This window comes from Microcoleus sp. BROC3 (assembly GCF_036702515.1).
Lineage (GTDB): Bacteria > Cyanobacteriota > Cyanobacteriia > Cyanobacteriales > Microcoleaceae > Microcoleus.
The window spans coordinates 1-22,798 of sequence record NZ_JAUBTQ010000024.1 but is presented as its reverse complement, the minus strand read 5'-3'; the positions used below and the strand labels follow the sequence as shown (position 1 = coordinate 22,798).

General features: G+C 45.7%; 16 protein-coding genes, 1 other RNA gene and 1 pseudogene. 10 read left to right on the top strand and 8 right to left on the bottom strand.

The window, feature by feature from the left end:
• Positions 1-174: 174 nt before the first annotated feature.
• Positions 175-1,173, top strand: a complete 999-nt coding sequence (locus QUB30_RS16715; protein ID WP_333335218.1) for an MrcB family domain-containing protein — start codon at positions 175-177, stop codon at positions 1,171-1,173.
• A 75-nt stretch (positions 1,174-1,248) separates the two neighbouring features.
• Here the strand turns inward: QUB30_RS16715 and ssrS are convergent.
• A non-coding RNA gene (gene ssrS, locus QUB30_RS16710) (6S RNA) lies at positions 1,249-1,436 on the bottom strand.
• Positions 1,437-1,486: 50 nt separating this feature from the next.
• Complete coding sequence (locus tag QUB30_RS16705; protein WP_333335215.1) at positions 1,487-2,749, bottom strand: 5-(carboxyamino)imidazole ribonucleotide synthase; 1,263 nt, start codon at positions 2,747-2,749, stop codon at positions 1,487-1,489.
• Between the two features lie 337 nt (positions 2,750-3,086).
• On the opposite strand from QUB30_RS16705, the gene purD reads away from it, so the two are divergent.
• Complete coding sequence (purD, locus tag QUB30_RS16700) at positions 3,087-4,370, top strand: phosphoribosylamine--glycine ligase (RefSeq protein WP_333335212.1); 1,284 nt, start codon at positions 3,087-3,089, stop codon at positions 4,368-4,370.
• Between the two features lie 162 nt (positions 4,371-4,532).
• Positions 4,533-6,719, top strand: a complete 2,187-nt coding sequence (locus tag QUB30_RS16695; protein WP_333335209.1) for an ATP-binding protein — start codon at positions 4,533-4,535, stop codon at positions 6,717-6,719.
• Positions 6,720-6,957: 238 nt separating this feature from the next.
• Here QUB30_RS16695 and QUB30_RS16690 read toward each other — a convergent pair whose 3' ends face one another.
• The 3 genes from QUB30_RS16690 to QUB30_RS16680 form a co-directional block, all read right to left on the bottom strand.
• The gene (locus tag QUB30_RS16690) at positions 6,958-7,857 is read right to left on the bottom strand and encodes a S1 RNA-binding domain-containing protein (protein WP_333335207.1); all 900 of its coding nucleotides are present in this window, start codon (positions 7,855-7,857) and stop codon (positions 6,958-6,960) included.
• A 105-nt stretch (positions 7,858-7,962) separates the two neighbouring features.
• A complete protein-coding gene (locus tag QUB30_RS16685) occupies positions 7,963-8,709 on the bottom strand; it encodes a dienelactone hydrolase family protein (protein ID WP_333335204.1) in 747 nt (248 codons plus the stop codon).
• Positions 8,710-8,976: 267 nt separating this feature from the next.
• Positions 8,977-11,442 (bottom strand): ATP-dependent helicase, encoded by a 2,466-nt coding sequence (locus tag QUB30_RS16680; protein ID WP_333335201.1) that lies wholly within the window; start codon positions 11,440-11,442, stop codon positions 8,977-8,979.
• A 452-nt stretch (positions 11,443-11,894) separates the two neighbouring features.
• Here QUB30_RS16680 and QUB30_RS16675 point away from each other — a divergent pair, with 452 nt between their 5' ends.
• Positions 11,895-12,902 (top strand): DUF4349 domain-containing protein, encoded by a 1,008-nt coding sequence (locus QUB30_RS16675; protein WP_333335198.1) that lies wholly within the window; start codon positions 11,895-11,897, stop codon positions 12,900-12,902.
• A 135-nt stretch (positions 12,903-13,037) separates the two neighbouring features.
• Here the strand turns inward: QUB30_RS16675 and QUB30_RS16670 are convergent, their stop codons facing one another.
• Positions 13,038-14,132 (bottom strand): RuBisCO accumulation factor 1, encoded by a 1,095-nt coding sequence (locus QUB30_RS16670; protein WP_333335195.1) that lies wholly within the window; start codon positions 14,130-14,132, stop codon positions 13,038-13,040.
• Between the two features lie 156 nt (positions 14,133-14,288).
• Between QUB30_RS16670 and QUB30_RS16665 the strand changes: the two genes are divergently transcribed.
• The 6 genes from QUB30_RS16665 to QUB30_RS16640 all read left to right on the top strand — a co-directional run bounded on the left by QUB30_RS16665 (position 14,289) and on the right by QUB30_RS16640 (position 21,032).
• A complete protein-coding gene (locus QUB30_RS16665; protein WP_333335192.1) occupies positions 14,289-15,233 on the top strand; it encodes a response regulator in 945 nt (314 codons plus the stop codon).
• Between the two features lie 393 nt (positions 15,234-15,626).
• Positions 15,627-16,328: a bifunctional demethylmenaquinone methyltransferase/2-methoxy-6-polyprenyl-1,4-benzoquinol methylase UbiE gene (gene ubiE / locus QUB30_RS16660; protein ID WP_333335189.1), complete on the top strand. Its 702-nt coding sequence runs from the start codon at positions 15,627-15,629 to the stop codon at positions 16,326-16,328.
• Between the two features lie 75 nt (positions 16,329-16,403).
• Complete coding sequence (locus tag QUB30_RS16655) at positions 16,404-17,636, top strand: DUF445 family protein (RefSeq protein ID WP_333335186.1); 1,233 nt, start codon at positions 16,404-16,406, stop codon at positions 17,634-17,636.
• Positions 17,637-17,804: 168 nt separating this feature from the next.
• Positions 17,805-18,113 (top strand): DUF3493 domain-containing protein, encoded by a 309-nt coding sequence (locus QUB30_RS16650; protein ID WP_333335183.1) that lies wholly within the window; start codon positions 17,805-17,807, stop codon positions 18,111-18,113.
• A 606-nt stretch (positions 18,114-18,719) separates the two neighbouring features.
• A complete protein-coding gene (locus tag QUB30_RS16645) occupies positions 18,720-19,295 on the top strand; it encodes an alpha/beta hydrolase (RefSeq protein ID WP_333335180.1) in 576 nt (191 codons plus the stop codon).
• Positions 19,296-19,823: 528 nt separating this feature from the next.
• Complete coding sequence (locus QUB30_RS16640; RefSeq protein WP_333335177.1) at positions 19,824-21,032, top strand: DegT/DnrJ/EryC1/StrS family aminotransferase; 1,209 nt, start codon at positions 19,824-19,826, stop codon at positions 21,030-21,032.
• Positions 21,033-21,236: 204 nt separating this feature from the next.
• On the opposite strand, the pseudogene QUB30_RS16635 reads toward QUB30_RS16640, so the two are convergent.
• Positions 21,237-21,788 (bottom strand): annotated as a pseudogene (locus QUB30_RS16635) (transposase); the annotation flags it as partial.
• Between the two features lie 45 nt (positions 21,789-21,833).
• A complete protein-coding gene (locus QUB30_RS16630) occupies positions 21,834-22,391 on the bottom strand; it encodes a transposase (RefSeq protein ID WP_333335175.1) in 558 nt (185 codons plus the stop codon).
• Positions 22,392-22,798: the final 407 nt, after the last annotated feature.

Below are 22,798 nucleotides of genomic sequence, written 5' to 3'. Positions count from 1 at the left end.
GCGCGTGAGGCTCATCTTGCGGTTCTTTGCAGCAGTTGACGCCGACACAGAATCTTAGACCGCCGTTGCGGTATAATTAATAGTTATACCCGAGGTAATCGGCAGGGTTTAATATTTAAAAGCTGCTGGTGAGGCACGATAATTAAATTGAAGATGCAACATTAATTATTGGTTATGGCGCTGAGAGAGTCCCTTGAAAAAATCATATTTGAATATCCATTGGTCAGTAGCGACAACTTCAAGGAACATTCGTTTGCTAGTTATGTCAGAAATGTAGTGTCGAAATCAATAAGTGCTTCGTTAGAATTACCAGAAATCTATACCGTAAAAGCTTCAGCAGGTAATGGCTCTTGGGCTAAAGTTCCTTGGATAGCAATATTTAACAAGCTTGTCACTGAGAGTGTCCAGTCCGGGTTTTACTGTGTTTATTTATTTCGCGCTGACTTCTCTGGCGTTTATCTTTCTCTCAATCAAGGCATAGCAGATAAAAGAGATCAGTTCGGACTTGGGAAGTCGAGAGACATTTTAAGGGTTCAAGCACAATTATTTAAAGATCGGCTTGGTTCTGACAAGCTCAGGGAATTTTCTGATCCTCTCGATCTTAAGCTTGATTCGATCCCAAAGGCAACTACTTCTAGAAGGCTTGGACTTGCGTATGAAGCCGGAAACATAGCCTCGAAGTTTTATTCAAGGGGATCGCTTCCTGACGACAAGGAGTTGGTAGGCGATGTTATGAAAATGCTTGAAATTTACTTCTCCCTGTTTGAGGAGGTTTCTTTGAAGGAGGAGGCTGATTCTGATTTATTCCAGGAGGTTTCGTTGAAGAAGGAGGCTAAGAACAATGAAGCAGAAAGAGAATGGTTTGAAGAGCCGACAAAGTATAGACTTCATCGAGTAACAGAACGAAATCAGAAGCTATCTAGAAAAGTTAAGCAATTGCAAGGATGTATATGTAAAGCTTGCAATTTTAATTTTGAGTCTCGATACGGAGAAATAGGCAGAGGATACATAGAAGCTCATCATAATGTTCCAATTTCCAACTTAATTGGGGCAAATATTAAACTAGATCCGCTTAATGATTTTACTGTCCTATGCTCAAATTGCCATAGTATGATTCATCGCATTAAACCAACGCCAACCCTAGAGGAGTTTAGGCAAAACCTGAAGATGTAGCATGAGTAAAGGCGTTTATATCAAAAAAAATAGGCTAGCCATATTTCACAGCGCCTATCTCAATCAATATTATGATGGCTCCCCGCAACGCCGTCTTACCTCAGCTTTTGACCTGGTATTTTACCAGGTGGGTACCGTTGGCTCGGACTTAAAGTTTCTGGGTACAAGCCCAGTTTACTGCTGTCCAAACATCTTGATTCCCGAGAGTTAAGAGTTATAGATCAAAAAAACATTATTGGCAGTCACCAACGTCGCAGTAGAACCTTTATTTAATATATACCAACTAACCAGATTTTGGCAAGCTTCGAGCAATTTAACTTGCATACCAGATGGATTCTACGGTTTGAGCGATCGCCAGTGCTGGCGATCGCCCCTGAGCCACCGATTCCCCGTCGAGCACTACAGTAACGTGACCGAGTTTGCGGCCCGGACGCGATACTTTCTTACCATACCAATGTACAAAACCACCGCTAATTTGTGCCAGTTGTTTTCGTTTTACTAAATAATCGGACTCAGCCGACTCGTAGCCGAGCAAATTTACCATCACAGCACCTGCACATTTCAGATCGGAATTGCCTAAAGGCAGTTGACAAACTGCGCGCAAATGCTGTTCAAATTGTGAAGTTTCGCAAGCATCGATGGTAAAATGTCCAGAGTTGTGGGTGCGGGGTGCAATTTCATTGACTAACAGCTTATTGTCAGCGGTTAAAAATAATTCAATGCCGAATACGCCGACAGCTTCTAAGCTGTTGAGGAGAGTGCGGGCGATCGCACAAGCTTCAGTTTTTACCTCTAAACTAATATCAGCGGGCGCAATCACCAGATGACAAACCTGATTTTGCTGTTGGGTTTCGACGATCGGATAAATCGCCATTTCGCCAGTTGCCGATCGAGCTGCAATCACAGCCAACTCGCGATCGAACGGCACAAACTCTTCCACTAGCAAAGACTGACCTTGAAGTTTAGCACGAATTGACTCAAAACTCCCCCGATCCTTAACAATAAAAGTACCTTGGCCGTCATAACCGTGGCGGCGAACTTTGACGACAAACGGAAAGTCGATCGATCCAGCATCCGAGTTTCCTTCACTCTGCACGCTGTCAGAAACAGAAATTGCCGGAAAGTCGATCGCCACCGCCTTAAACAATTCGGGGGGCAAATCCGTGCTGCAATCCCATTCCCAAAACCTCGGAGTTGGCAAACCCAAACCTTGTAAATAACAGCGTTGAACGTACTTATCCAACAAAGGAGAAAGCGACGACAAACTCGGCTGAAATAACACACCTTGCTGTTCTAGCGGCCGCAAACCATCCAAATCCACAAACTCATTTTCAAAAGTAATAACATCGCAGTCATCCGCCAATTGAGCCGTAGCCAAAACATCATCAACAGCAGCCAAAATAGCAGCAGCAGCAACAGAAACTGCTGGATCGGTAGCATGAGGAGTTTGCACTACCAATTCAATACCCAGCGCCCTAGCAGCATCCCCCATCATCCAAGCTAACTGGCCGCCGCCGACAACGCCCATCCGCTTAAATTTGGCAGACGAACTCGCAGCGGTTTGATTTGATTTCATGTGAGTAAAATTCCTGGTATCAACCTGCCTATTTTATCGCTATTTGTCCGCGAATGAATTACAGGAATTGAACATTTAAAAGCCAGAAAATAGTTTTAATTGCATCAGTAAATCGAGGCAGAAGCCAGAAAAATTCGGCGGCGAAAGTCTTTAATTATTGCACGATCCCAGCCGTTGGGAAACAGCGGTAGAGCCCGACGCCTCCAGAAAAGTGCCACATCTAGCAATTCCCTAGCGCCAAGCATGGCATAATTGACAGCACTGCAAAAAGCAGATAGACAGGTACAAACACTGAAAATCAGATATTCAGGGAACAAAAGTTATAGGTGAGGATACTGTGAAAGTTTTGGTTGTGGGGAACGGAGGTCGCGAACACGCGATCGCAAAAAAACTGCTAGAATCTACGCGGATTAAACAAGTATTCTGCGTACCGGGCAACGGCGGCACAGCTACCACCAAAGGCTGTCAAAATCTGTCGCTCAACATCGACGACTTCCAAGGCATCGAACGCTTTGTGATGGTCAACAACATCGGATTAGTCATCGTCGGCCCCGAATTGCCCCTATCGCTAGGCATCGCCGACTATTTCCAACAGAAAAAAGTCATGATTTTCGGGCCCACCAAAGCCGGAGCCCAAATTGAATCCAGCAAATCCTGGGCCAAAGAATTGATGCTCGAAGCAGGCATCCCAACACCCAAAGCTGCCGTATTTACAGACGCAGAAGCAGCCAAAGCATACGTTCTGGAACAAGGAACCCCCATAGTCATCAAAGCAGACGGACTCGCATCAGGCAAAGGAGTCACCGTTGCCACCACCGTCAAAATGGCTCACAGCGCCATCAACACCATTTTCCGAGGCGAATTCGGCACCGACAACATCCGAGTCGTCGTCGAAGAATTCTTAACAGGTCAAGAAGTCTCGATTCTCGCCCTCACCGACGGCATCACAGTGGAACCGTTGCTGCCGGCCCAAGACCACAAAGCTATCGGCGAAGGCGACAAGGGAGCCAACACCGGCGGTATGGGGGCCTACGCCCCAGCGCCGATTGTCACCCCAGAACTCATGGAAAGGATTCAAGAAGAAATTCTCGAACCCACCCTCGCAGCACTGCAAAAACGCAACATCGACTACCGGGGTGTACTCTACGCAGGTTTAATGATTACGCCCGAAGGAGAACCCACAGTCTTAGAATTCAACTGCCGTTTCGGAGACCCCGAAACTCAAGCCGTTTTGTCGCTGCTGGAAACTCCTTTGGAAGATTTGGTGCTCGCCTGCTGTCAGCAGCGTCTCGGTGAGTATTCCAACATTCGCTGGAAGTCGGGGGCCTCTGTTTGCGTAGTTTTGGCTTCTGGGGGCTATCCTGGAAGTTATCAAAAAGGCAAAGTTATTACAGGTATCGAGGAAGCTGAAGCCAAAGGAGCAGAAGTGTTTCACGCCGGCACCCAGTTGAAGCAGCAGCAGTTAGTGACCGACGGCGGCCGCGTTTTGGGCGTGACTGCGGCGGGAGAAACTTTGGAACAAGCTATTTCCAAAGCTTATGCAGCAGTTGATTGCATCGAATTTGAAGGGGTTTACTGCCGTCGGGACATCGGTCGCCGAGCTTTGGGCGATCTAAATTAGGAATTGCGACATCGGCCGCCATCCGAAAGCCAAGCAATCTCAATGTAGAAATGTAACAATGAAGTTTGGTATCTCTGCGGTGGCGGTAGCGGACAAGTCGCTGCAGAAAATTCGATCGGGAACCAACGGAATTGATCTTGCTTTTAATATTGAACTGGTGAAATGCTGGCCATACTAAACAAAATCGGAGAAATTATTGCCCGCTGGTGGTCGGATTTTACCCTCCAGACCCGCCTGATGGCCGGTGCTACCCTCGTAGTGTCGTTAATTATGAGCAGCCTGACATTCTGGGCGGTGAATACTATTCAGCAAGACGCCCGACTTAACGATACTCGCTACGGCCGGGACCTGGGTTTGCTGTTATCGGCAAATGTGGCGCCGCTGATTGCCAAAAACGATCGCTCCGAAGTCGCCCGCTTTTCCCGCCAATTTTACAGCAGCACTTCCAGCGTCCGCTATATGCTGTACGCCGACGAATCAGGGGATATTTTTCTGGGGATACCCTTTTCGGAATCGGAGGTACAAACTTCTCTGACACTGCGCCGCCAGATCAAACTTCCCGATAATTTTCTCGCCGATATTGAGGCGAGAAATTTAACTTCTTTGCCTTTGGTGCGGCAGCACTTGACGCCAGACGGAGAAGTTACCGACGTATTTGTGCCGCTAATTCACGAAGACAAATATTTGGGAGTTTTGGCGATCGGCATTAACCCAAATCCCGCCGCAGTTATCTCTTCAAATCTGACTAGGGATGTCACTTTAGCAGTATTTGTAACCATTTGGGTGATGGTAATTTTGGGCGCGGTATTTAATGCCCTGACAATTACTCAGCCCATTAAACAATTAGTCTTCGGGGTCAAAAACATCGCCAGCGGGAATTTTAAGCAGCGAGTTGACCTACCTTTGGGGGGAGAATTGGGCGAGTTGATCGGCAGTTTTAACGAGATGGCCGAGAAACTAGAAAGTTATGAAGAACAAAATATTGAAGAGCTGACAGCGGAAAAAGCAAAGTTAGAAACTTTGGTTTCAACTATTGCTGACGGGGCGTTGTTACTGGACGCGAATTTGCAGGTAATTTTAGTCAATCCGACGGGCAGGCGGATTTTTGGATGGGAAGGCAGAAATGCGATCGGAGTCAATGTTCTGAACATTTTGCCTTCCCAAGTGCAGCAGGACTTGGCCAGACCCCTGCACCAAATAGCCGCGGGCGATCGCGAAGGCGGCGAATTTCGCATCTCGATGGGCGAACCAGTCAACCGTACAATTCGGATTGTTTTAACTACTGTCATTCTGCACAAAGCGCCCGGAGTGGAACCGCTGTGCAGAAGCTGCATTCGCGACGAGGAAAATAACTGTAGCGAGTCCGAACGACCGGAAGCTGTAGAGTGTACTTTCTACGAGGAAACCTCGAAAAATCAAGATTCCGGGCAATACCGCGAGAGTCTCAAAGGCATTGCGATGACTGTGCAGGACATCACTCGTGAAGTAGAACTCAATGAGGCTAAAAGCAATTTTATCAGCAATGTTTCTCACGAACTGAGAACACCTTTGTTTAATATCAAATCTTTTATTGAAACTCTCTATGAGTACGGAGAAGACCTTCAAGAAAGCGAGCGCAGGGAATTTCTGGAAATTGCCAATCGAGAAACCGATCGACTAACTCGTTTAGTTAACGACGTGTTAGACTTGTCGCGGCTGGAATCCTGCCGAGTTTATCAGTTGGAAGCTGTTGACCTCCCGCAAGCTGTAGAACAAACCCTGCGGACTTATCAGTTGAATGCTAAGGATAAAGGTATTGAATTAGAGCAAGAAGTTGACCCGTATTTGCCGCCGGCTTTAGGTCATTACGATTTGCTGCTGCAAGTATTTGCCAATTTAGTAGGAAATGCCTTAAAATTTACGCAGTCGGGCGGCAAGGTAGCCATTCGAGCGTATTTGCTAGAGTCGGAGGCGCAGACTCACAAAGACGGCGCACCCGGGAACCACAACTTGTCACCGGATGCTCAACATTTTCCGGTTGTGCGGATCGAAATTTCTGATACGGGGATTGGCATAGACCCCGAAGACCAACAAGCAATTTTCGATCGCTTTTTCCGGGTAGAAAATCGAGTTCACACTTTAGAAGGAACCGGATTAGGTCTTTCTATTGTCAGAAACATTATTGACAAGCACCACACTAAAATTAATTTAGTTAGCGAAGTTAATGTGGGTACAACTTTCTGGTTCGACTTGGCAGTTTATCAACCGAAACAAACAGTAGAGATGGAAAATTCTTGGCCAGTGGAAGCAACAGTGGAGAGTGAAACAATTGCGAGTCATGTTAGATCGATTTCTGTTGCACCGGAATGATTGTTGACTGTTGACTGTTGACTGTTGACTGTTGACTGTTGATAGTGATATTGTTTCCGCTTGATTGGGAATCAAGAAGAAAGCAAATTAGTTAGATTGGGATTTTTTAACCGCAGATATCAGCCGAGGGACACACATGAACGCCGATGGCATTTTATCTGTGTTTATCGGCTGATATTTGCGGTTCAACCTACATTCCTATTGTTTCCTGTAGATGGGATTATAATTACGTCAACTCTTAAGAAAGAGTCTTTCGTGCGCGTTCCGATCGCTCTTCTGCGGTATCCATAACATCCGCCATTTTATCCACCATTTCCCCTGGATAATTTTCCAGTACCCGAGTAGAAAGCGAAATCCGGCCCCTACCTTCATCGAGGTCAACCACCAGCGCTTTCAGGGGTTGACCGGGAGCAAATACCTTTCCAAGGTTATCAATATATTTTTGGCTGACTTGCTTGATGTGCAGCAAACCGCTAACTCCTTCCAAGTCCACAAACACGCCAAAAGGCTTGATGCTGCTGACTTTTCCTTCCACCAACTGACCGATTTGCAAATCCTTGAAGGCATTCGATTGAGTTGCCATCCGCTGGGAAAGTACAAGTTTTTCTCGATCGCGATCGACCTCCAAAAAATTAACGCTCAAAGATTGACCGATCAGCGATTCTATGTTATCGCGTTCCACTAAGTGCGATCGGGGAATAAAACCGCGCATTCCCTGAACATCTACAGTCACGCCGCCCTTATTGGCCCCAGAAACCCGCACCTGAAGAACTTTACCGGTTTCCTGCAATTCAATTAAATCTTCCCAAGCTTGCTGAATTTGTAACTGCCGCAGAGACAAAGTAACTTGGCCATCTGCATCTTGTTCGCGGATAATCAAAAAGTCCCGTTCCTCATCCAGCGGAACCACTTCCGACAAATCAGTTACCGTTCTCAAAGCAGCCTCTTCGATCGGCAAAAAAGCCGAAGACTTGCCGCCGATATCAACATACGCGCCGTTTGAGTCGTACTCGAACACTTTGCCGCGCACTACTTGTCCCTTCTGGAACTCGTAATTGTGCTGTTCGAGGGCTTTAGCAAAATCGTCCATTGAAAAGGATGCTTTTGCGCTTTGAGAACCTGTAGATTTGGAATTCATGTCAGTTTAGTTGTCAGTTGTCAGTAATTTAGTTGTCACTTGTCACCAATGGGAAAGATGAAGTCATATTCTCCCCAACTCTTCTCTCTCCCCATCTCCCACTCTCTAAGCTGGTTGAAGTTCCTGATGAAATAGTTGCTGCACCTGCATCCACGAGTCGGCTGCTGCGGTAGCGTTGTAACTGCCGCGGTGGTCGCAGAAGAAGCCATGATCGGCATTGTAGCGGAAAATTCGGTGAGAAATATGGTGTTTTTGCAATTCTGCGGCGATTTGGTCAACTTGTTCTAAGGGAATGCTGGGGTCTTGAGTGCCGAAAAAGGCGTAGAGAGTGCCTTTAATGTCTGCTGTGCGGGCGATCGTGGGGGTTGAACCCCCGGGGGTTTGAGTGGCGATCCCCGCGCCGTAGAACGACGCTGTAGCCTTGATTTCGGGCAAAGTAGCGGCGAGGTAGGCGACGTGTCCTCCAAAGCAGAAACCGATGCAGCCAAAACCTTCTTGTTTGACAGAGGGTAGAGTTTTGAGGTAATCGATGGCGGCTTGGATGTCGCCCAGAAGTTCGGAAGCTGTGGTTTTTTCTTTGTATTCTCTGCCGATTTTGATAGCTTCGGGTGTGTAGCCCGTTTCAAAGCCAGGGGCTTGACGCTGGTAGATAGCCGGGGCGATCGCCACATATCCTTCTTTTGCTATTCTTTCAGTAACTTCGCGGATGTGCGAATTGACGCCAAAGATTTCTTGAATCACGATAACTGCGGGAAATTGCCCTTCTGCTGCGGGTTGGGCTAGGTAAGCAGCGATTTGCAAATCTCCGTTGGGAAATGTGACGTTAGCTGTGCGAATTTCTGAGTTGGTCATAGCGAGTTTTAGTGCAAATTTTGCTCTATAGCAATTCTATTTCATTTGTGAATGAGATTTTTTTTTACGAACCGCGAAGACGCGAAGAACACGAAGGAAGAGAGGAGAAGTTTTGTATAGAGATTGTTGGCATTATACCAAGGTTTCTGGATCGACCTGCCTCTAAAAGTATGTTTTTTTGCTAAAAATTCTCTTCTCTTCTCAATCTTCGCGTCCTTCGTGTCTTCGCGGTTCGTAAAAAATTCTATTAGTAACAAATCCCCAAATTTACCATATCGCATTACCCGGAAATCTCTGCTTCAAAACAGGCATTACCGGACAAGGTTTTTGCTCCTGTAAATTCTCCGGTTTGTTCCAAGTAAAAGGCCCTTTCTTCTCCGCCGCCATCCACAGCAAGCTTTTTGCTCGCGTCATCGCCACATACAGCAGTCGAAACTCTTCTGCTGTTTTCAAATAACCTGCTTGTTCCCAGGCTTCGCCTAGATTAGGTAAAGGATATTTTTCGTGCAAACTTGCTCTAATCTGCGCTCTCGCTACCTCTGCTAAAGTAAAATCTCCTAAAAATCGGGTTTGCGGCAAAACTCGCAAATTTCCGGGGATGGTTTGTTCGTGCAGAAACGGCAAAAATACGCAATCCCAATCCAATCCTTTAGCTTTGTGCATCGTAATAATTGTTAGTTGACCTTTGCTGGTATAGCGTTCTTCTATTTTGTCGTCTGCATCCACAGGTTCAAATCTTTCGGAACTGACAATTTCGCTCAGTACGCCCAAAATATTACGCATTGAATTGTTGCCGGCTGTTTGGATTGCTACCCGTTCTGCTAATTTGTCGGCCGTGGCTAATTCTGTTTGGTCGTATTGCAGCGCTAAGGCTAAGAATGAAATGATTTGGTATGGTGGCAATTCTAAGCTAGCTTGCAGCAAACCGCAGCAAAAATAGCGACATTTGCGAACGGGGTCTGACTGCTGCGGGTCTAGCGGGCCTGGGTAAAGAAATTGCTCGGGGCTAGTCGCAAAAGCATTGTAGTCTTGTTTGGGAATGAGTTGCCGATCGCTCAAAATCTTTAAGGCTGCTTTCAGGTAGTCTGGAGAGTGGGGGCGATCGAGGAATTGCAGCAGTGTTAAGATTTCCCAAGGTACTTGAGAATGTCTGTCGCGTTCTCCCACATCCTCAATTTTAATCCCGTATTTCCGCAAATCAAAGCTTAATCCGTGTTTTTGAGGATTTTCCAGCACTTCTTTGATAAACTTGCCTTGTTTGTTTTCCCGCACCAAAATAGCCATCGATTTCAGATTTTCTAACGGCAATTTGGCACTATTTTCCCCCTCACTCGCTTCTCCCCCTGAATCGATATCTTTGCCATCCCTGCCCAATTCAAAATCGCTCGGTAAAAATTCCTCTACCAACTCAATTACCCGCTTGCCAATTAACTCAATTGTATGGTAAATATCGCGGGGAGTATGCAATTCTAAGCCTCGACCAATGGGAGCCGGATTGGCATTCTGCTGCGGGTCATGGCTGGGTACTGGCTTAATAGTTTGGTCGCGAAAAGGCAGTTCTGTTCCCGCTAATTTCGAGCTATTTACCCATTGCAACATAAAGTTAGCGGCATCGATAATTACTTGAGTGCTGCGGCCAGCACCGTCCATCGTCGCTAACTTATTTTCCACTTCGCACCGATCGCAAAATTGGTTAAAATAAATCGGGTCTGCAGGAGTGAAAGTAGAATTAATCGCTTGATTTGGGTCGCCAACTCTGATAAAATTGGGAGGCAAGGTAGGATGATCGGGATCGATCGCCAATGTTTCCAAAAGCCGAGTCTGCAAAGGTGTAGAATCCTGCGCTTCGTCCTCGAAAACAGCAAATACTTGCTTTTGCTCGATCGCCCTCGCCCTCGGATTTTCCAACACCCGCAAAGCAGCTAAAATCATCTCGTCGTAATCGATAAATTCCCGACTCCTCAACAAAGCCTGATATTTTTGATATAAACCCCCAGCTACAGCTAAAATCTCATAACCGTCCCCAGTATCAAGAGCGTTCATTTCTAACAACTGTTCGGGAAATAAACCCGAAGATTTCGCCTCGTGAATCACCGTTTTCGCTACCTGCGGCAAAATTTCCGTCCGCAAAACCGATTGTCGCCGCAGCCTCTCCGTTTCCTCTCCGTCGAATTGCTGTCCTTCCAGCAAAACTTGATATCTGCGGGGATTTTCCGCAATCCAAAGTTCTACACAAGTGCGAATTAATCGGTGACTTTGAGTTGGAGTAACTAAAGTTGAATTTTCTAAATTTAAACCAGACAAATCGGGATGGCGCATCGCAATATTCAAAGCTAAACCGTGCAAAGTGTGCACCGCAAAACCGCCTTGCGATAAAGACAATTGGGCCAATCTTTCCCGAATTTTAGCTTTAATATTAGCAGCAGCCGATCGCGTAAATGTCACGACAATTAACTGGCGGCGGCTGTGAAGCTGGTTGCGGGCGATCGCAATTGCCGACGCAGCAGCCATTCCCGTAGACTTCCCGGCCCCCGGAACCGCCGAAACAGCAAGGGGGCCGCCTTGCCAATCCGCCATGTCCTGTTGGCCCGCACGCAAGCTTTCCCGAATTTTAAGGCAAGCTTGTTCTCGCAAAACTGCGGCAAACCCTGATTCGGAAAGCGCTGAGGCTACATCCGGGCGATCGATCTGGGTTGTCGATCGCATAAAATCAGTATCAAATTCATCTGTCATTCGATTTTAGATTTTAGATTTTAGATTTTAGATTAGAAAAATATTTGTCGCGTTCAGCCTTTTCAAACGGTATCAGAAACCGAGTTGCTTTAGTTGCGATCGCGTATGGCCAGAACCCAAACCGTCAATCGATTTTAGATTTTAGATTTTAGATTTTAGATTGAATAAAGCGACCTCGCTCAGAAATCCGGGGGCTGGCGGGAGCGAGGAGCTTTTTTATCGCTCCACGGATAAATCCGGGGACTTGTGACCAAATTGTTTTCGGTCATCACACTGATATTTATTGGCTTTCATCTGCGTTCATATGCGTTTATCTGCGGTTAACAATCCCAAAGTATTCAACCTCTACCGTTTCCATTTCGGTATCGGCTAAACTAACACTATCTATTGAAGCTTAAATTGAAACCAGCATAAAATTCAATACCCAAGCCTTTTTTATAGGAGTCACCCAAATGAAAACTCACCTCAAAATCAATTCCCCCCCGCCCAAGCCAAACCCAAACCCAGCCAACAGCAGCACAACTCGTTTTGCTGTGGCGGTATTCTTAACTTTATCTTCAGCCATTGCTTTGCCTAGCTGCGGAGGAGATCAATCGACCGGCAGCGCTCCACCCGGCGGAGCTTCATCTAGCATCCGTGAAAACCAAGTTCCCGCATCGGCTCCACCACCCCCACCCGCACCCGAGCCACCAGCCCAAAGGTCAAAAACTCCTGGTGCATCAAAAAAAGCAGCAGAAACTCCAGCAACCCGTCCCCAACTGATTAAAAAAGCCCAACTCAGTGTAGTTGTCAAATCTATTGACGCCAGCACTAAATCTGTTACTAATATTGTCGAAAAACAGCAAGGCGATATCTTGGGTTTCCAAAATCAAAAGCCGCCGGATTCGAGTGTCCGCCAAACCGCGTCTGTGGAGATTCGCGTGCCTCAACAACGGTTAGAAACTACTTTAGAGGCTTTGACAAAACTCGGAACTGTAGAGAACCGTGCTCTGACGGCTGAGGATGTTACCGATCAATTAGTTGACAATGAGGCTAGACTGCGGAACCTCCGCAAATCGGAAGAAATGGTGTTAAAAATTATGGAGCGATCGGGCTCTGTCGGCGACGTGCTCAAAGCTGCTCAAGAGTTGAGCAATATTCGGGAGTCGATCGAACGCATTGACGCGCAGTTAAAAAGTTTGCGAAATCAAGTAGCCTATTCGACTATTAGCTTAACTCTAGAAGCAGCAGTATCGGCTCAACAAACTCCCGAACCTTCTCTAGGTTTGCGGGTGCAAGAAACTTGGGGGAAAGCGACTCATTCGGTGGGTGAATTGACGCTCGGTTTGTTTGCTTTGGGTATTTGGCTGTTGGCTTACAGTCCTTATTTTCTGTTAATTGCGGCTGCGGTTTACGGCTTTAATCGATTTAAGAAACAGCATTCTGTTCCGCCAATTCAAGAACCGAAACCGCCTCAGTAGTCAGTTGTCGGTAGTCAGTTGTTCGTTGTCAGTTGTTAGTTGTTATTAGCTTTCCAGTCAACAGTCAACAGTCAACAGTCAACAGTCAACAGTCAACAGTCAACAGTCAACAGTCAACAGTCAACAGTCAACTGACTAATCATCAATTTGCCATCCATCTTTGGTATAGTCTTCATCCACAATCTTTTTCGGACGCATGACCAGAACAACTCGCCCCAAAATAGGAATATCCGGGGATTGTTCAAACCAGTACAACTCTAGATTGCCAGCGTTATCGGCAAGGAAATAACTCTCAGCATCCCACTGTCTTTGGGCTCGATCGGCAATAATCAAAACTTCTTCTACTTTCCCTTGCAGCGGTACCGGCAATCTATCGCTCATTTCCAAAACCGCCACCGGATCTTCAGCGTTCAAAATTACCTGCCATCCGGGAATCGCCACCCAAGCTCCGGCTCCGGAAAATTTTACCATTCGGAACGGCTCGATTTCCTCCGGCAAAGGCACTGCCAGCAAATCTGTCGTAGAAAGCGGCAATTTGCCCACAACCGGGACAATCCGGGGCAATTGTTCCTCGGTATCGAGTCGGTAGACGGGCAGGCGGGGCGCTTCCCGTCTCGGAACTACGGTAAAATCGACGAGCAACTGCTCGATTTGCGCCCTAGCGGTTTGGCTGCTAGCTAATTTTAAACCGCGAGCAATTAGGCGCGATCGCTCTTGCAAATCGCTTTTCTGTCTTGCTAATTGCCAGCATTGGTAAGCCATAGCATCGCCGGGAGTGTCTGTGAACCCTTGGGGGAGACTCCCGAAGTGCGAAAACTCCTTGATCGCTTTAGCAACTTGGCGAGCATCGTCAACATCCAAATTGTGGGTTAGCATCAAAGCTGCGGCCCCGGCCCGCTCTACTTGAGAGAGAATCCGAAACTCGTATAAGATATCGCTACCTTTGCCCAAGAAGTGCGATCGAACTTCCTCTGAAGCCCCAGCATTTACCATGCTGGTGTAGACTTGGGCTGCGACGCTTACTTGATTTTGCTGAATTGGCTCAAAACCAGTTTCTTCAAAAATCCTTTGAGAGTTGTAGCCAGCTTTTAGCAGTGCAGTGCAGGCGTGTCCCCACTCTACCCAAGTGCCTTCTTTTCGGCGGAGCGATCGAATTAACTTTTCGGCATCCACAGCAGTTGTGGAGGATGCAGATGCAGGAGGGGATGAATCTTGCGGTGTATCAGTCATAATTGAATCAAAAACTAGCGCTAAGTTATGTGTGATTGGATACCGGCAAGGCTCGTGTCGCGGCAGAGCGATAGATTAATAGTAAGTGAGTTATGAGACTATTGTTACAGAATAGTTGCTCGCCTAAATTTACAAAGGGGAGTTTATCGTATTGTTATGGATAATGCCATTTCAGAGCTCGATCAAATTAAACGCCAGCTCATGACCCTACACAGACCGAAAAAGCCCAAAATGCTGGTAGTAGACGACGAACCAGACAATCTGGATTTACTCTACCGCACTTTCCGACGAGATTTTAACGTGCTCAAAGCTGAGAGCGGAATTCGCGCCTTGGAAGTCCTCGGCATCGAAGGCGAGGTCGCCGTGATCATTTCCGACCAGCGGATGCCCGAAATGAAGGGAACGGAGTTTTTGAGCAAAACCGTACCCCAGTTTCCGAATACGGTCAGAATTATCTTGACTGGTTTTACGGACATTGAAGACTTGGTGGATGCGATTAACTCAGGACAGGTTTACAAGTATATCACCAAGCCTTGGGACCCGAACGAACTGAAAATGGTGGTGCAAAAGGCGGCCGAGACTTATGAAATTCTCAAGCAGCGGACTGAGGAATTGGATCGCGCCCAAAATCAAATACAACTGTTAGCAACAATCATGCAAACGGCTGGGGATTATCCGAGTTTGGAAGCAAGCTTAGACCCAATTGCTACTGCTATAAGTGATAATTTTTTGGCGGACTGTTGCATTTTGCAACTGGTGGAAGGAAATGTTTTAATACCAGTCCAAGGCACTCACACCACTGGTTCAACTGTGGAAAATTGGCTGGCAGATGACCCTCTGGTTCGAGAAGCAATTACCTCTCAAACTATTCAGGGTGCTGTGAATATTGGGATCGACACAGCCTTAGCGAGCCTGCCGCACTATCAGAAATCCGGCATTCAAGCTCACCTGAGCATCCCGGTGATTCACAAAGGTCGATCGATCGCCCTGATTTCCATGCAGTGGAAGCAACCTTGTTCCCTTCGCCCCGACGAACTCACAACAGTTCACCTCGCCGCTCAAGAAGTTGCTTTGGTATTGACGAGTTTTCAGGGTCATTAGTCATCAGTCAGTCGATTTTAGATTTTAGATTTTAGATTTTAGATTTACTTGCAGCGCAGTGAATCTTGGAGCTTGAACAAAAGTCTAAAATTTAGGAATCTCCACGACGATTGTCGGGAGCTTGTACCTGTTTTTGGGCGGTATCGTCAGTCATTAGTTGTCAGTCATTAGTTATTAGTCGGCTCTCTGTCTTGAGTTTAAAATAATAGCAAACGAAGGATTCAAGAAAACAAAATCTCGCGGATAGCTAACAATAAAAAGCATTAATGACTGGCGACAGCATGACATTAATGGACGGATTAATTATTTTTACATGATGACAAACTAGCAATTACCAGTTACCAGTTACCAATTACAAATCACCAATTACAAATTACCAACCACCAATGACTAATGACTAATAACGCAGAACAAATTAAAACTATATTTAATCGAATTGCACCAGTTTACAACCAATTGAACGACTGGTTGAGCTTTGGGCAACACCGGATTTGGAAGCAAATGGCGGTGAAATGGAGCAGTGCGGGTCCCGGCAATACTTGTTTAGACTTGTGCTGCGGTAGCGGGGATCTAGCTTTGTTGCTGGCCAAACAAGCAGGGCCGACGGGTTGCGTGTTTGGAGTAGATTTTTCCGCCGAACAATTGGCCGTTGCCGCCAGGCGCGATCGACCTTTTCTCACCCCTGCAAGTCCCATTTCCTGGGTAGAAGCTGACGCCTTAGACTTGCCTTTTGCTGACAATTACTTCGACTGCGCCACAATGGGTTACGGCCTGCGCAACGTGACTGACATCCCCCGCAGTCTTCAGGAATTGCACCGCGTACTCAAACCCGGTGCCAAAGCAGCTATTCTCGACCTCCACCGCCCCAGCAATTCCCTAATGCGGAGCTTTCAGCAGTTTTATCTAGACAGTCTCGTAGTGCCCATTGCTCAGCAATTTGGCATGACTCAAGAATATGCTTACATTAATCCTAGTTTAGAAAAATTCCCGATCGGCCAGGAGCAAGTCGCGATCGCCAACAAAGCCGGATTTGCCGCCGCCACCCACTACCCCATTGCTGGAGCTATGATGGGAGTATTGGTATTAGTCAGTTGACTGTTGTCAGTTGTCAGTCGTCAACAGTCAACAGTTAACAGTCAACAATCAACAATTCCCAATTCCCAATTATTGATGAATCCCTCTGACATTTGGCTGTTGTTGGCCCCACCTGTAGTGGGAGGAATTATTGGCTATTTCACTAACGATATAGCAATCAAAATGCTGTTCCGCCCCTATCGAGCTATTTACATCAAAGGGCGGCAGTTGCCTTTCACTCCAGGCTTGATCCCCCGCAACCAAGAGCGCTTGGCAAAGCGAATTTCCGACACAATTATGGGTTCGCTGCTGACGCCGGAGGAACTGCAAAACTTGGCGCGCCGCCTCCTGCAAACTGAGCGGATGCAGTCGATAATTCTCTGGCTGTTGCAGTTGGCCCTGGATCAGGTAAAAGCAGACGCAGAGCAAAAAACCGCTAAAATTCTCGCTAACATTCTGCGAGATTTGCTGGGGGAATCTGTGCCGCGAATTCTCAAAGTTTTGGCGCGCCGGGAAGATTTTTTAGAAGCTCAGCTAAATCAAATTTTTGACCAAGTTTTGCTGGAGATTCAGTTAACGGAAGCTCAGGCGGCTCAGCTTGCTGAGTGGTTGTTGCAGGTAGTAATACCCCCGGAAGTGCTGCGTCAGGCTTTAATTGACTTTTTGACGGATCGCAATATTTCGATCATCGATGAAGGGTTTCGAGAAAAAACCAGCGGCACTTATTGGGTAGTAGCAAATTTGTTTGGTTTGCGCAACACTTTAACTCGGCTGCGGACTTTTTGTCTGGATGACAGAGAAGCGACAAATCAGCGGTTAGCAGAGTTAACTGTTTCTTTGGGAATTCGCGGGCGAATTCAGGAATGGCTGCAAAATTTGTCGATGCAAAATTTACCGGTTTCGACTGTGAGACAGTTGCGAAAAACTATGCGCGACAGCGTTCGCAGCTACGTTCAGCAGCGGGGTACAGAGGTACTTGAGGGGTTGAGCAAATCTATTGATTGGGAAAATATTTCGCGGTTGATTCTCAATCGATTACAAACTTCAGCGGTGATGAGCGCTTCCCTGGAAATTGTTAGCAAAGAACTTGCTTTGGTTTTAGAGCGCTATCTAGAGAGGGATTTAGAAAATATTGTAGCTCAGGCTATCCCGATTTTGAATATCGACCAGGTGATTGTCGATCGAGTAAAAGGTACTTCTCCTGAAGAGTTGGAGTTAGCAATTCAGGGAATTGTCCAAAGCGAGTTGCAGGGAATTGTAAATTTAGGAGGTCTTTTGGGTGTTTTTGTCGGCTGTTTGCAGACAGTTGTGGTTTGGATTCAGCGGTGATTTATTTCGGCAGTTGTGAGATATTTGTTGTAGTCTAATATTCACTCGATTTGCGCCCACAGTACCAAAAACGCGGTTTTTCGGCAGTAGTTGCCACCTAAGCCAGAAGGTTTTTGGTAGAAACCGGGTTTTTGTGGCCCAATCCTAATTTACCTATTTCCTAAATCTATGCCAGCCCCAAATTCGGACGATCGCAAATACATCCCAAAAAACCCGCGCAACCTCAGCCGCCAACAATACGAGCGTTTAACCGCAGAAATGGCCACTCCCTATCGGCCTCTGCGACAGTTTGTTTACGTAGCTTGTGGCGCTTCGGGCTTTATCGGCGGCTTAGTTTTCCTCGCTAAAATTGCCTCGGGCAGGGAAATTGGTTCTGCTTTGCCCAACTTTGCCCTGCAAGTCGGAGTTGTGGCCCTGATGGTGTTCCTGTTTCGCTGGGAGCAGCGCGCCGAGGGCCGATCCCCGAAGTCGAAGTAACAAAAATTTACAAATTGACACAAAAATCTATCTGAGGCAAGGAAAAGTTAGAAATATAAAGAAATTATTATGAAATCCTGGTTTGCCAGCGATCCCTGTAATGATAAGGATGTGGCTTCAATTGGGGTCAGCAAATTTAAAGACCCTAATCATAAACCGCTTTTAATTCGTTCAATTGGGGTCAGCTCTCATAAAGACCCTAAATATATAAAATAAATTTAAGCCCAGCGCCAGCCTTCACTGATAGAAGAGCTGGCGTTCGGCATTTTGCGAGGATCGGGAGATTGGGAGATAGAATCTAGTAGGGTGCGCACCGCGCACAGAGAAGCCCGTACCAGCGCCCTGAACCGAGTTTGTTGCCTAGCATCCGATATCGGTAATACCAGTTCCCAAAAATCATGCAACTCTAGGCCCATACTCGAAACCACGATGATCGGTCATTTGCAAATCTAAAATCTAAAATCTAAAATCTAAAATCTAAAATCTAAAATGGTTTAAGTGCTGGGGCGATCGAATAATTTGGCATTTCCCGAAGACCTTAGCCTGTGCAGTAACTAATGAGATGTGTCAAAGTCGAAGTAGAAAAAGATGTTGGGAGGTTTAACTATGGATCGATCGTTTTTCCAAGGGCGGTGGACGTTATTTTTAGCAGCGGGGGCGGGAATTGTATTTTACAGCAATGCTGCGGCTGCTGCCGAAAAGGTAGTGCTCAAATACAGTGCGATCAGAATGACTTTACCCGTCAGCGAATTAGAAATTTTTGCACAAACTGGGAAAATGTCCCCCGCGTTAGAAATGTTGCTGGGAAAGGCAAAAAAAGAGCCGGAAGCTGTTCGCAGCAGTCTGACGAGCTCGGTAAAAGTGAGTCAAAGGTTTTTGGATCAAACGCTCAACAGCAAGGTTGGGGAAATAATTCTCGATGAAGTGGGTCAGGTAATTCGCACTCCTTCTGGGAATGCAAATCGAGAAGCTTTGCGCGAGGCCTTGGTGCTGTCTGCAACTAATGATAACGAGATTACGCTGCTGGAAGCGATGAAGAATTATCCGACTCCAGAAGTTTATGTTGAGGGCGATCGTTTAGTTGAAGCTTACGGTAAACTTGTAGCTTTGTCAGAACAATTGGGCGGCGTTTCAGAACGGCTGCAAGATATTTTGAACAAGATTCGTCTGCCTAGATTGTAGTGGATTTTGTCCAGCGGGGTTGATTGCTTCGACCTAGCACAGAATGTTAGTGAACCTGCATAAATTACAGTGGAGTCACATTTTATTTTTCGTGCAAAATTTGTCAGATATTAACTTGGCTGTGAAAGAAGTTTCGCGATAAATGTTCGATGTTTACAAAAAGTTTAAATAAAATACCTATATATTTAGTAATAAAACTATTTGAGACAAAAATGCAGGCCAGAGCTTGTGTATCCCCCATAAACTGAAATACGATTGGGTGGACATTGCAGATTATATATTTTAAAATAGAGAAACGCTGTCAGAGTCAGGCGCTTGCGGAAAAACGGCTGGCCGTGAGTAATCTCGTGCTATAACAGACGCCATGACGCAACCTATTCGCCAAAACTATTGACTAAAAAAAGTTGAAAAAAAAAGGTGAGAGACTGCATTAATTATCAGCACCTCGAATTCAACAAATAAAACCGTACCTGTCAGGTTAGTACACTTTCACTCTATCAACCCTATTTACTGGGTAACACTAGCAACATGAACAACAATCCTATTCGTTCAAAAGACCGTTTCTTGGTTTTCGGCGCTCCGGCAATCGAAGATGCTGAAATTCAAGAAGTGGTATCAACCATGAAAACAGGTTGGTTGGGTACAGGCCCGAAAGTCATGAATTTTGAAAATGACTTCAAAGCTTACAAGGGTTCCCAGTACGCGATTGCAGTCAATTCCTGTACGGCGGCACTGCACTTAAGCATCCTCGCTGCTTCTTTAAAACCGGGGGATGAAGTCATTACTACTCCGATGACTTTTTGCGCTACAGTTAATGCGATCGTTCACGCAGGCGCAACACCGGTACTGGCGGATGTAGATCCAGTGACAATGAATATTGACCCGGCTCAAGTTGAAGCTAAAATAACTTCAAAAACTAAAGCAATTTTGCCGGTTCACTTCGCGGGTCGTCCCTGCGATATGGATGCGCTTTGCGAGATTGCTCGCCGTCACAACTTGAAGTTAATTGAAGACTGCGCTCACGCGATAGAAACAGAGTACAAGGGACGTAAAGCGGGCACATTTGGCGACTTCGGATGCTTCAGCTTTTATGTTACCAAAAACATTACGACCGGCGAAGGAGGAATGATTCTGGCGGCCAGTAAAGAAGACGCAGACAGGCTCAAAATTTTAGCGCTGCACGGTATGAGCAAAGATGCTTGGAAGCGCTTCGGAGACTCGGGTTACAAGCACTACCAAGTGGTGGAAGTCGGTTTTAAATATAATATGATGGATCTGCAAGCTGCGATCGGCATTCATCAAATGAAACGAGTTGCCCCTTATTGGCAGCGGCGGGAGCAGATTTGGCAGCGCTACAATGAAGCATTTGCGGATCTGCCGATTACTTTGCCCGCCAACCCAGAACCGGATACAATTCATGCTTATCACCTGTACACCATTTTGGTAGATGAAGCCAAAGCAGGAATTAGCCGCGACGAGTTTCTCAACGCTATCAATGCTGAAAATATCGGTGTCGGCGTACATTACATGAGTATGCCGGAACATCCTATCTATCAAGAAATGTTTGGATGGCAGCCGGAAGACTATCCGAATGCTAGCTACATCGGACTGCATACAATTAGCTTGCCGATTTCGGCAAAATTAACAGATGCAGATGTGGAAGATGTAATTGCTGCTGTTAAAAAATGTTTGGCGATCGGCAAAACTAAGAATCCAGTTTTGGCAACAGCAGACTAAAGTCCTGAAATAGGTGGTCATTAAAAAATCTTAGCTGTTTTTTAACAAAAGCAGCTAGGATTTTTTTTAGTCCACAACGCCCTTTGCAAGGTAATGATACCAAATCGGGGTTTAATACCCGGTCAATAGAGCATTACTCACAAGTTAAGCTAAAAGCACTATTGTCAATGAGTAATTTTACTCATTTTTTACCTGTTGACTCAATTAAAATATGGCTCCATTGGTTCCTTTATTATTGAAAAAAAATTGTTCGGGACTTCTTTGAGTTCCAGGGAAAGGAGAAATAATTAGCCTGACATGAGGTTTTCGCCGTCGCTTAACAATCCCTAAATCTTGATTTTCGTCGGCGGCAAAATACTTAACTAGGTCAGAAGCTATTCCTTTTTGATAGGCAACCGAAAAATGATACATCCCCCGATAAATCATTTCTAATGAAACCCGTTCAATTGGTACTCCTAATTCATCGGCCACCGCATCTCCTAAATCTACTAAAACCGCATAAAATAGCCAAGTAGCCCAGATTTGGAGCTTAATTCCGTTTAATGAACCTGTCCATAAATAGCTGAGATTTAATAATCTTTTTACTGTACAAAATGCCTCTTCTATTCGCCAGCGTCTTTGATATAAATCTGCTACTACATAGGGGGGCAATATTTCAGGTTCTCGGACACTTGTCAGATAAGAACGCCAGGAAGTCTTGGAGCGAATTTGTACTAATCTTATAGTCAAAGCTGGTGTCTGTTTTGTGCCTGCACCTATTTTAATTATCTGGTCTTTGACATCATACAGCGTATCCCAGGTTTATGAGGTACAGTAACAACAGTGTGTAAACCAGTTTTTTAAATGTTTGGGATTCATCAAATCGAGTGCGGTGGCAATTAGAACATCAACCATTTTTGGAGTAGTGGGAGAAAACTGACGTAAAAAAGCTTTTAATTGTGACCACCAATGTTCAATGGGATTAAAGTCAGGAGAATAGGGTGATTGGTAAAGAACGCTCGCCCCAACAGATTGAATTAAAGGTTCGATTTCTTTCACTTTATGGGCGGGGACATTATCCATGACAACTACCGCACCCTCCCATAGTTGTGGTAGTAAACACTTTTCGACAAAGACTTGGAATGCTTTGCCATTCATTGAACCATCCAATGTCATTACAGCTAACACCTTTTTTAAGCTAATTGCCCCAATTACTGTCACCTTTGAGCCTCGATAAAATGGTTTAAAATCATAGACCCTACTTCCATAATAGCTTAGGGCATGAGTTCGTGTTAACCCCAGTAAAACGCCCATTTCATCGATAAAAACTAAATTTTCTGGTGGGATTTGCTTAACTTTCTGCCAATGCTCAATTCTCAAGTTTCGGACTCTTTCTGTTTTCCATTGGTCACTGCGCGATGTTTTTTTTTACGGTAAGTTTTTGTTTCTGTAATGCCCGACACATTGCACTTTTACTGACCCATTGATGATGATTTTCTCCCCAATATTCACAATATTCTAATAATGTTGCATCTGGATATCGTTCAACCATTGCCTGTAGTTGAACTTCCGTTCCATACAATGCCCCCTTCATTGCCCCACCTGGTTTTTTGGGTTCTAAACTACCTTGACATTTATGAAGAGATAGTAGTTTTTGTACAAAGCTTTTAGCTACACTAAATCTAGCCGCAACTTTTCTGATTGAGGTGTTATAGCAATCCTAAATGATTTACAAAATCTTATAAATTATAATACCTAGGGAGTATAATAATACTTGGATACTGGAA

What these genes read in the sequence shown, in the direction of transcription:
- QUB30_RS16640 (WP_333335177.1), top strand. Translation starts at nt 19,824, where the DNA reads ATGAACAACAATCCTATTCGTTCAAAAGACCGTTTCTTGGTTTTCGGC.
- QUB30_RS16655 (WP_333335186.1), top strand. Translation starts at nt 16,404, where the DNA reads ATGAATCCCTCTGACATTTGGCTGTTGTTGGCCCCACCTGTAGTGGGA.
- QUB30_RS16705 (WP_333335215.1), bottom strand. Translation starts at nt 2,749, where the DNA reads ATGAAATCAAATCAAACCGCTGCGAGTTCGTCTGCCAAATTTAAGCGG.
- QUB30_RS16715 (WP_333335218.1), top strand. Translation starts at nt 175, where the DNA reads ATGGCGCTGAGAGAGTCCCTTGAAAAAATCATATTTGAATATCCATTG.
- QUB30_RS16690 (WP_333335207.1), bottom strand. Translation starts at nt 7,857, where the DNA reads ATGAATTCCAAATCTACAGGTTCTCAAAGCGCAAAAGCATCCTTTTCA.
- QUB30_RS16665 (WP_333335192.1), top strand. Translation starts at nt 14,289, where the DNA reads ATGGATAATGCCATTTCAGAGCTCGATCAAATTAAACGCCAGCTCATG.
- QUB30_RS16670 (WP_333335195.1), bottom strand. Translation starts at nt 14,132, where the DNA reads ATGACTGATACACCGCAAGATTCATCCCCTCCTGCATCTGCATCCTCC.
- QUB30_RS16645 (WP_333335180.1), top strand. Translation starts at nt 18,720, where the DNA reads ATGGATCGATCGTTTTTCCAAGGGCGGTGGACGTTATTTTTAGCAGCG.
- QUB30_RS16675 (WP_333335198.1), top strand. Translation starts at nt 11,895, where the DNA reads ATGAAAACTCACCTCAAAATCAATTCCCCCCCGCCCAAGCCAAACCCA.
- QUB30_RS16685 (WP_333335204.1), bottom strand. Translation starts at nt 8,709, where the DNA reads ATGACCAACTCAGAAATTCGCACAGCTAACGTCACATTTCCCAACGGA.
- QUB30_RS16695 (WP_333335209.1), top strand. Translation starts at nt 4,533, where the DNA reads ATGCTGGCCATACTAAACAAAATCGGAGAAATTATTGCCCGCTGGTGG.
- QUB30_RS16680 (WP_333335201.1), bottom strand. Translation starts at nt 11,442, where the DNA reads ATGACAGATGAATTTGATACTGATTTTATGCGATCGACAACCCAGATC.
- QUB30_RS16650 (WP_333335183.1), top strand. Translation starts at nt 17,805, where the DNA reads ATGCCAGCCCCAAATTCGGACGATCGCAAATACATCCCAAAAAACCCG.
- ubiE (WP_333335189.1), top strand. Translation starts at nt 15,627, where the DNA reads ATGACTAATAACGCAGAACAAATTAAAACTATATTTAATCGAATTGCA.